The 9,378-nt window shown below is 67.5% G+C and carries 7 protein-coding genes and 1 pseudogene; 5 read left to right on the top strand and 3 right to left on the bottom strand.

Features of this window, described 5'->3' with window-relative positions:
* Positions 1 to 204, bottom strand: a 204-nt coding sequence (locus ABZ725_RS50730; protein ID WP_358809164.1) for a hypothetical protein, incomplete at its 3' end; no start/stop codon positions are given.
* 372 nt (positions 205 to 576) lie between these two features.
* Here ABZ725_RS50730 and ABZ725_RS50725 point away from each other — a divergent pair.
* From ABZ725_RS50725 to ABZ725_RS50710, 4 genes and pseudogenes are all read left to right on the top strand, one after another.
* Positions 577 to 2,967 (top strand): annotated as a pseudogene (locus tag ABZ725_RS50725) (Helicase associated domain protein).
* A gap of 57 nt (positions 2,968 to 3,024) precedes the next feature.
* Positions 3,025 to 5,124 (top strand): helix-turn-helix domain-containing protein, encoded by a 2,100-nt coding sequence (locus tag ABZ725_RS50720; protein WP_358809163.1) that lies wholly within the window; start codon positions 3,025 to 3,027, stop codon positions 5,122 to 5,124.
* Positions 5,125 to 5,127: 3 nt separating this feature from the next.
* On the top strand, positions 5,128 to 5,685 hold the full coding sequence (locus ABZ725_RS50715) for an XRE family transcriptional regulator (protein WP_358809162.1): 558 nt from the start codon (positions 5,128 to 5,130) through the stop codon (positions 5,683 to 5,685).
* 234 nt (positions 5,686 to 5,919) lie between these two features.
* Positions 5,920 to 6,789: a HEAT repeat domain-containing protein gene (locus ABZ725_RS50710; protein ID WP_358809161.1), complete on the top strand. Its 870-nt coding sequence runs from the start codon at positions 5,920 to 5,922 to the stop codon at positions 6,787 to 6,789.
* 14 nt (positions 6,790 to 6,803) lie between these two features.
* Here ABZ725_RS50710 and ABZ725_RS50705 read toward each other — a convergent pair whose 3' ends face one another.
* Positions 6,804 to 8,006, bottom strand: coding sequence for an IS110 family transposase (locus ABZ725_RS50705; protein ID WP_358809160.1), 1,203 nt, complete (start codon positions 8,004 to 8,006; stop codon positions 6,804 to 6,806).
* Between the two features lie 656 nt (positions 8,007 to 8,662).
* On the opposite strand from ABZ725_RS50705, the gene ABZ725_RS50700 reads away from it, so the two are divergent.
* Positions 8,663 to 8,923 (top strand): hypothetical protein, encoded by a 261-nt coding sequence (locus ABZ725_RS50700; protein ID WP_358809159.1) that lies wholly within the window; start codon positions 8,663 to 8,665, stop codon positions 8,921 to 8,923.
* A 96-nt stretch (positions 8,924 to 9,019) separates the two neighbouring features.
* Here the strand turns inward: ABZ725_RS50700 and ABZ725_RS50695 are convergent, their stop codons facing one another.
* The gene (locus tag ABZ725_RS50695; RefSeq protein ID WP_358809158.1) at positions 9,020 to 9,151 is read right to left on the bottom strand and encodes a hypothetical protein; all 132 of its coding nucleotides are present in this window, start codon (positions 9,149 to 9,151) and stop codon (positions 9,020 to 9,022) included.
* Positions 9,152 to 9,378: the final 227 nt, after the last annotated feature.

The following is a 9,378-nucleotide window of genomic DNA, read 5'->3' as shown; positions in this document are numbered from 1 at the left end:
CTGCATATCCCGCTCCGCGGGATATGCAGCGCTGGCGCGCTGCATAGTGCATGAATTGCGCAAGCGCAATTTGAATTCCCGCGTAAACGCGGGAATGGAATTCCGTAAACGGAATTCTGAAATGAAACCAATTCGCGCAAGCGCGAATTGGGGCACCCGCGCAAGCGCGGTCGCTTGGGCTGGCGGCAAGGGGAGGTGCATCATGTGTGGGACTGTGTAGGGTCTGGGATTCCCAGCTACCACCTCTGCAACGCATGTGACAGATCGTCGGCCTGACGAAGTGCCGGCCCCACCGTAGTGACGGGCTCCGCTGCGCTCCACCCGAACCCCTCCCCCGTTCTCAACTGCCCGTACGCAATCCCACCGAACCTCACGAGCATACACCCCGACCGGTCACTGGAAGGCGGGAATCAGCCATGTGTCACCCTAGAGTGCGGAAGTTGACGCAAGAGTGATGCATCATGCTTGTGCACTGTGTAGAGTCTGGAAACAGGCAGCATCACCCCTGGGCCCTTCGCCGCTCCGGGAATCTCCATTCTGATACGCGCATCATTCCGCGAAAAGGAGAACACGGGAATGGCCGTGAAACTACGTGCCCACCAGATCGAGGCCGTTGCCGCCATTGTGCGCGGTCTCGATATCCCGCCGGGCGGGATTCCCGTGAATGGCCTGCGCGGACAGGTACACGCCGCGTGCGGAACGGGAAAGACCATCATCGCGGCTGCGGCGGCAAAGCGGCTCGCGCCCAAGGGGCGCATTCTCGTTCTGGTGCCGACGCTGGATTTGCTGTCCCAGACGGTTCAGGCGTGGAATGCCGCCGGGCACGCGGGTCCGGCGGTCGCGGTGTGTTCTCTCCAGGACGACCCGGAATTGTGGAATCTCAAGGTCCGGAGCACCACGAATCCGGTGCAGCTCGCCCTGTGGCATGGGCAGGGGCCGGTCACCATCTTTGCGACGTACGCCAGCCTCGGTGTCCTTTCCGAGGCGTTCGAGGGCGTCTACGGGCAGCAGTTGTCTCTCATGGACCTGACGGTGGTTGATGAGGCCCACAGGACCAGTGGCTCGATGGGTAAGGCCTGGGCCGCGGTGCACGACCAGGGGGTCATTCCATCGGTGCGCCGGCTGTACCTGACGGCGACGCCGCGGATCTGGGAAGAGCGGCTGAACCGGGAGGTCGCTGAGGGGGTTCGTGACCGGCTGCCGCGGGAGATGGCGGCTTCCATGGACGACGAGAGAGTCTTCGGGCCCGTCCTCTACAAGCTCTCGCTCGCGTCAGCGGTGTCGCGCGGGCTGCTGGCGCGCTACCAGATCATCGTCCTGGAGCTCCAGGACCCGGTCGTCACGCCCGAGCGGCTGATGGGCGAGGAGCGGCGCAGCGAGGAGGTTCGGGGTCAGCGGCTCGGGGCCTTGCAGGCCGCACTGTTGCACACAATGGCGCAGCACGACCTGTCGACGTGCATCACCTTCCACCACCGCACCATCGAGGCACAGGCGTACGCGGAGGGCCTGGAGCGGGTTGCGGCCAAGCTGCACGCCGACCAGCCTGAGCGGTACCCGGCTCAGATCTGGGCCGACTGGCTCTGCGGCGAGCACGTACCCGAACGCCGGCGCGGAGTCCTGGGCAAATTCGGCACCACGGCACTGCGTGCCATTCTCTCGAATTGCCGCGTATTGGGTGAGGGCGTTGATATTCGCGCCGTGGATTCCGTGGCTCTCCTGGATCCCAAGGGCGCGCCGCATGACATCGTCCAGGCCATCGGGCGCGCTTTGCGTCAGAAGCCCGGACAGGGCAAGCTAGCCTCTCTGATCGTGCCGGTATTTCTCCAGCCCGGGGAAAAGCCGGAAGACATGTTCACCTCCGGATCGTATCGGCCCTTGGTGAAGGTTCTCGAAGGTCTACGGGCTCATGATGAAGAGGCCGTGGAATTGTTGGCGATTCCGCAGGAGCCCCAGAAGGACGTCGCGCAACCGTCCCAGCACATCGGTACGCCGCCCGAGGAAGGCGAGGACGAATCTCGCCTGCTGCTCCGTTTCGCCGCTCCGCGCGACCCGGTGATGGTCGCGGACTGGGTGTCCTTCAACGTCATCGACACCGAACGCCAGGACTGGGCCCGCGGCTGGGCGAAGCTGAAGACGTACGTCGAACGGGTCGGGAACGCGAGGGTGCCCTACGGACACCGCGAGGGCGCGACACCCCTAGGACAGTGGGTGGCGGAACAACGACGCGCTTACGGAGCCGGGGAGATGAACGGGCAGCGCGCGCAGCGCCTGGAGCGGCTCGGCATGGTCTGGTCCGTAGCGGATGAGCGGTTCCAGGAAAATCTGGAAGCCGCCAAGGCGTACTACGACCAGCACTGGACCCTCTGCGCACCCCGGACCGCCAGCGCGCTGGACAGGCCGTTGGGGATGTGGCTCGCGAATTTGCGGCGTCCAGGTGCGCTGGATGACCACCCCGAGTGGAAGACGGCGCTGGAAGCCGTGGACGAGGACTGGAACCCGGCATGGCCGGCGGACTAGCAACGCCACTACGCCGCACTACGCGAACTCGTACGCGACGAAGAAGGCCCAGCCGACGTCCTACCCGGCGTCACCATCCACGGCATGGACATCGGACGATGGGCCGCGAAACAGCGCCAACCGGCGGTGTGGGCTTCACTGATGGACGGGCAGCGCGAGCGCCTGGAGCAACTTGGTGTCGTACCGCTCCCACCGGAGCAGGAAACGCCCGCCAAGGCCCCCCAGGGCGCCTCTGGAGCCTTCGAACGGGGTATTGCAGCCCTGGCGCAGTACAAGGCGCGGGAGGGCTCCGTGACCGTCCCCAGAGGCCACACAGAGCAGTTGGAGGACGGGGCAGAAGTCCGACTCGGAGTGTTCCTCAGCAACAGCAAAAGCCGCCGCGCGAAGCTCACCGTCGACAAACTCGCCGCGCTCGCCGCGCTGGGGTTGGAATGGGCACAGGAAGGTTAAGGAGTGGGCTAAGTTTTTGGTTAAGCAGTATCGGGTCCTGATGTGAAGGTGCAGGGAATGGCGTCTGAGGAAGAGCTGTTCGCGTCCGTCGACGCTCTGTTGAACGAGGAGCCGCATCTCCCGCCTCCGGCGGAGCGTGCCCGGCTTCGTGAGGCCGCCGGCATCACCCAGACCCGCCTCGCCACCGCGTTGAAGACGACGACCCAGTCGGTGAAGAACTGGGAGAACGGCCGCTCGGAGCCGAAGTCGCCGCGCCTTGATGCCTACCAGCGGCTGCTGAACGGGTGGGCCGCGAAGTATCCCGCACACGGTGCAGCCTCGACTGCCGCGACGGCACCGGCGGCGTCCAGTGAACCGGCCGCGTCCGAGGGGGAGACGGCAGACGCCCCGCAGGCTCCCACCGTTCCAGCCGCCGGACCGGCACGTCCCGCCACCCGGCCGGCCGCGGCATCGCGCCGCCCGGCCGCGAAGAAAGCAGCTCAGCCCGCAGCCGATCCGCGGTTCCCGCACGGCCCGCTCGCGGTCCTGGACGGTGACGGGTCCGCGTACGGCACGGGCGGCATCGTGCTCGACTGCCCCGCGACCACCGTGGTGGAGTTGGTGGAGTGGACGCTGCGCGAGTCCGGCCTCGGGGCTGCGAAGCTGAACCGGTACGGCAAGGACTCCGACCCACTGATCGTGCTCACCGCCGCGGCCGCCGTGAAGCTGGGGCTCCCGGAGCGCCTGGAGGGCCACGAGCAGCGCCGCTCCCTGCGCCTGCCCGACGACCACCCGGTGGTCAAGCAGGTCGCGAAGGCGAAGTGGCAGCTCACACAGCGCGGGTTCGGCCCATGGGCGCGGATCTACCGCAAGGCCCAGGGCCGCGAGCGGCAGTGCGTGCAGCTCGCCATCCTGTCCTGGGACGCCCTCGATGAGCGGTCCTGGCCCGGCGTCACGGACATGGATGCGGCCGACATCGCCCGCGTCCTCGGTATGTACGCGACCCGTGTCATCACCCCGCGCGGGTCGACGGCCGTGTCCGGGCTGGAGCTGATGACGGCGCTGCGCCCGCCGACGAAGGCCGTGCAGGACCCGGCAACCGGGAACTGGGTGTCCGGCTACAACGCGGGCTCGCTGGGGACGGAACCGATGGACCCGGCGCCGCCGGAGGCCACCCCGGAGCACCCCGTGGTCGTGAACTCCGGCTGGACCGGCGGGTTCCTCAATGAGGAGGCGTACCAGTGGGTGCGGTCGGTGGACCTGCTCACCGATGAGGAGTGCACCCTGCCCTTCGCGGTCGGCCTCGACCTCAACACCGCCTTCCTCGCCGCCGCGGCCCGCCTGGTCGTCGGCCTGTCCGCCCCGGATCACTTCCACAACCCGAAGTTCAACCCGAAGATCCCCGGGAGCTGGCTGGTCGACCTCAGCCACATCGAGCTGGACCCGCGCCTGCCCAGCCCGTTCACGCCGGACGGCAGCCGCCCGACGGGCCCGGCCTGGTACCAGACGCACACCGTCGCCTACGCCCAGGAGCTCGGCTACGACGTCCACCCGATCGAGGCCTACCTGCGCCGCGAGACCGGCGCCTACCTGGACCCCTGGCACGACCGCCTCAAGACCGCCTACGTCGACACCCTCGCCGACCTCGGCGTCACCCGGGACCTGGACGACCGAGCCTTCCTCGCCGCGATGGAGCAGCACAAGCAGAACGACGAGGCCCTGGCCGCCGTACTTGCCGCCATCAAGGCCACGGTCAAGGGCGGCGTCGGCAAGCTCCGCGAGCGCCCCCAGGGCAAGCACTACAAGGAGGGCGAGCGGTGGCCGGCCCTGGAACGCCCGACCTGGCGCCCCGACATCCGCGCCGCCGTCATCAGCAAGGCCCGGGTCAACATGCACCGCAAACTGCTGAACATGTCCCGGATGACAGGCCTGTTCCCGCTCGCCGTGCTGTCCGACTGCGTCGTCTACCCCTCACCGGGCGACAGTCCGCTGGACTTCCTGCCGTACGCGGCGTCCGGCAAGCCGCAGCCCGGCGGGTTCCGCCTCGGGCCCACGCCGGGCCTGGCCAAGCTTGAGGGCGTCCAGTCGATGCTGTGGGCGGTCGACCTGATGGAGCAGGGCTACAACCCGGCCCGCCACATCAAGGGCGGCGACGCCGTCCTGGACGAAGGCGAGTAGACCGTGGCAGAGATCGACGACGCCATCGAGCGCGCCGACCGGGAATCGTTCACCCGCCAGCCGCCCAAGACCCTCCAGGGCCGCATCAACTTCCTGATGAAGCAGCTCAAGACGACCAAGGCCGTCGCGGCGGAGCTCGGTGTCAGCCAGCGGTCGGTGGAGCGCTACCGCAAGGGCGAACGCAAGCACCCGCCCAAGGCGATCACGGACCGGATCGACGACGCAGTCCGGCAGCGGTGGCAGCCGCAGGTCCGCAAGCGCCGGCAGAAGCAGGCCGCCACCGCGACCGGGATCACGGTGGAGACGAGGGCCCGCTTCGGGTACACCGCACCGGTCGGCACGACCGACGACGGACGCTTCCGGCGACTCACCGTGCACCTCCCCCCGGCCTACGCACAACGCCTCTTCGACGCCCGCGAATCGGGCGCCGGCGACCAGGAGATGCGCGCGATCATCGCCGAAGGCTTCAAAGACGTGTACTTCCAAGACGGCGGAAGCCGCGCCACAGGACTCTCCGACGTCACCCTCAACGACATCGACTACCTCGACCTCGACTACTGATTTGACGCCGACCGCGAGCCCGGCACCCGCTTGTGTGACTGATTCCCAATCGTTCTTGTCAAGGTCACGGAGTCCTGTGGAGACGTAGGGAGGGTCTGGGCGGCTGGGTGAGTCGGCCGCCCCGAACGCTGTTGTCAGAGGCCTGTTGGACAATTCGTTCGGCAGAAGCAGGGGCCCCGCTGGAGGCCCGCTGGGGCAGCTCGGTACGGTCTGAAGGATTACGAGGAGGACGGATTGGAAGACCAACGGGCAGCGTGCGATCTCACCCTGCGCCTTGATGAGCTGGCGGCCGGCCTCATGGATCCGGACTGCGACCTCGATGACCTTGCAGGAATCGAAGAGGAGCTCGTAGCTGCCCAGCGGCGGGAGCTGATTCCGCACGTGGAGGGGCATCTCGCGGCAGCCGTGGAAGCAGGCAACTGGTACGCCCGTCATGTCCTCGCTCGGATTCTTGCCGAGACTGCCGGCCGCACGTCCCTAGCCGCCCTGTTGCGGGCCTATTCCCGCAATCTGGGTGACGACCAGGACTCGCTCTCAACGACGCTCTACGTACTCGCGCAGGAAGATCCAGCCACCGCGCGCGAAATCCTCCTGCCCTGCGCCGTTGGCAACGATGAGGACCTTCGCAGGTCGGCGATCTGGCTGCTCGGTTTCGTCCCCGAACCCTCTGATCTCAATCTGCTGGCCCACGCTGCGCAGGACTCAGACGAAGGAATCCGCAGCGCGGTCGTGGGCACACTCGGCAGTCACGGAACAGAGCCGGCAGCCATCGACCTGCTGTTGAACCTGCTGGACGATCCCTCCCCGCAGGTGCGAATCTCCGCCCTCAGTTCCCTCGGCTTCCTCCAGCAACCCAGAACACTGCGGAAAATCCGCCTGCTCGCGAACGACGACAACCCCCGTGTCCGAGCCTGGGTCGCGATCGCCTTGGGCCACTTTTCCGCCCTGGAGCCCGCAGACCCCGCGACCTCGTCCGTGCTCGACCAGCTGGCAGCGGACGCCGACCCGTACGTTCGTGACCAGGCAACCGAGGCCCGTCAGCACAAGCCCCTCCGCGGCACGACGAGCGGCCCTGGGGAAGATTCGGGATCCGCATCACCGTGAGGGAGGCATGCGCTTCATGCGGCGGCCAGTGCCGGTACTGGTGGCTGGGCTGTCCATTGGCGTTGGTCGCGGATGAGTGCCCATAGGACGTCGAGGCGGCGGCGGGCGAGGGCAAGAATCGCCTGCTTGTGGCTCTTGCCCTCGGCTCGCTTGCGGTCGTAGAAGGCCGTCGAGATAGGGCAGAAGCGGGCGGCGATCTGGGCGGAGAGGTAGAGGACCCGCAAGAGCCGACGGTGGTAGCGGTGTGGCCGACGCATGTTGCCGCTGATGCGGCCGGAGTCCCGCGGGACCGGTGCGAGACCGGCGACTCCGGCGAGGCGGCCCGCGCTGCCGAAGGCGTCCATGTCCCCGCCGGTGCAGGCGATGAACTCCGCCCCCAGCAACGGGCCCATGCCAGGCACGCTGAGGATCACCTTGGCATCCCGGTGCTCTCGGAAACGGGCCGCGATGCGTGCGTCGATGGCGGCAATCTCTTCGTCCAGAGCCAGGACCGACCGGGCCAGGGTGTTCACCACGGTGGCGGCTGTGCTCTCCCCGGCCACGGCGGTGTGCTGGGCCTGCGCCGCGGCGACCGCCGCATCGGCCATGGCCTCGCCACGGACTTTGCGGTTCTTCAGCCAGGCCGCGAGCCGACTCGGTCCAATCCGGCGCAGGCCGGCCGGTGTTTGGTAACCGGTCAGCAGGATGAGGGCGGCTTTGGATGCGGCGTAGTCGAAGGTCCGTTCCAAGGCAGGGAAGTACTCCAGGAGCTGTGCTCGCATCCGGTTGATGGCGCGGGTGCGGTCGGCGGCGAGGTCGTAGCGGCGAGCGGTGAGGATCTTCAAGTCCACCGCGATCTCGTCCCACTCCTGCAGAGGCTGCAGATCCCGGCGCATCCGTGCCTGGTCAGCGATGACGTAGGCGTCCTTCGCATCGGTCTTGCCGTCTCCGCGGTAGCCACGGGAGGCGTGGTGGATGGTTCGGCCAGGAATGTAGAGGAGCCGCTGACCATGGCTGGCCAGGAGAGCGATAAGCAGAGCGCCGCCGCCGGCATTCAGGTCAACCGCCCAGGTCACCGGGCTGTCCTCGGCCAGTGCGAGGACGTCGCCTATCAGCTCCAGGAGCTCGGGCTCGTTGTTGGGAACCCGGCGCGAGAGCACCTTCGACCCATCCGTGTCGATCACCGTGCAGTGATGCGCGGCCTTGCCGGCATCCGTCCCCGCCCAGAGCTCGGGCACCCGAGCCTCCCTCGTCGATCGGTTGACTGGTCCCTGCAGACGACCACGCCGACGTGTCCTTACAAAGCGATCTCTATTCGCTTATCCCAATGAGTGGCCGTGTCGTCGCGGGGCACTGGGCGACCAATCAGTCAAAGCCACAACCACGGCATGAGCGCTCCAAAGCCACACCCAGGCCCCTGGGTCTCCCGATCGTACGAAGGACCGGAATCAACCCGCCAACACGGTAAGGAGCGCTCCAGTTAGCGATTGAGTGGTTGGGTTGGCGGACTGAGCGCTGCCTGTCGATGACAGCGGTGAGGCGGAAACTCTCTGGACCGAGGCCGAGAGGCCCGGAAATGATGTTCCGCATGCCTGAGCTACCCCGACCTGCTGATGAGGACAACCTGCTCCGGCGGCTTGTCGCATGGGCGGAGCACGCTGCACATGGTCGGCTTGCGCTGACGGTCACGGACACGGCGATGGAGCGTGCCGTCGAGATTTTCGGGCTGCCTCTGTCTCCGCTGCTTCGCCGCCTGTACGGAGAGATCTCGGACGGGGGATTCGGACCGGGACACGGGCTGATGCCGCTCTTCAACGTCGGGTTCGGAGCCGTCGACGGCTATCCGGCACGAATCAGCTCTCGGTCTGGCGGGCGGCCATGGTGGCCGCGCGGCGTGCTGCCGGTTCTCCACTGGGGAGCCGGGCAGTACACCGCTGTGGACTGCACCAGCCCGCAGGAACTGGTGTTGCGCTATTCCCCCGGTACAGCCGGGGCGGCTGACACCTGGCTCGTGGAGTCCGAGAGCCTGGCCGAGTGGCTGGAGTCGTGGATGGACGGCACCCCATGGCAGCGGAGCCGTGCACACTTCAGCCACACCCTCGACGGCCCGATCCTGTGGGATGCCCTCGCGCCCCGCCTCGGCACAGCCGATTGAGCAGTGTCACACCCTAGCTGAGCCGAACATCCGATCACTCAGATCGCCAACTGAAGCACTCAGGCGCATCCTGCTATCGACCGCGACAAGGGCCCGTTACTTGCCGCCGAACACGACATCGTCCGCATCGCCGAAGCGCTGCGCCGCAGCCCGCACATCCGCAGCATCGACGACGCCTCGCCCGGCGACAAGGCCGTCTGGTTCCGGGACGCGGGCGGCATCGGCCACGCCCCGTTCCTGACCGACGTGGAGCCGATCCCCGAGGAGGGCCCCCAGGGCGCGGCATACGTGACTGTAGTGAGTCGGCGGACTGCGGTGAAGGTACTCACACGAACCGCCGCCCTGGATCCGGTGCGGTCCGCCGTGTTCCGGCCAGAGTGTCGGTCGGAGGCTGCGGAGATTCCCGCCCGGCCCTCGTGCGCCAGCGCCGGGTAGTACGGTGCCGATCACTGTCC

This window comes from Streptomyces sp. NPDC006872 (genome assembly GCF_040635845.1).
Lineage (GTDB): Bacteria > Actinomycetota > Actinomycetes > Streptomycetales > Streptomycetaceae > Streptomyces.
The sequence above is the reverse complement of the archived record's forward strand: the minus strand, read 5'-3'. Positions and strand labels throughout refer to the sequence as shown.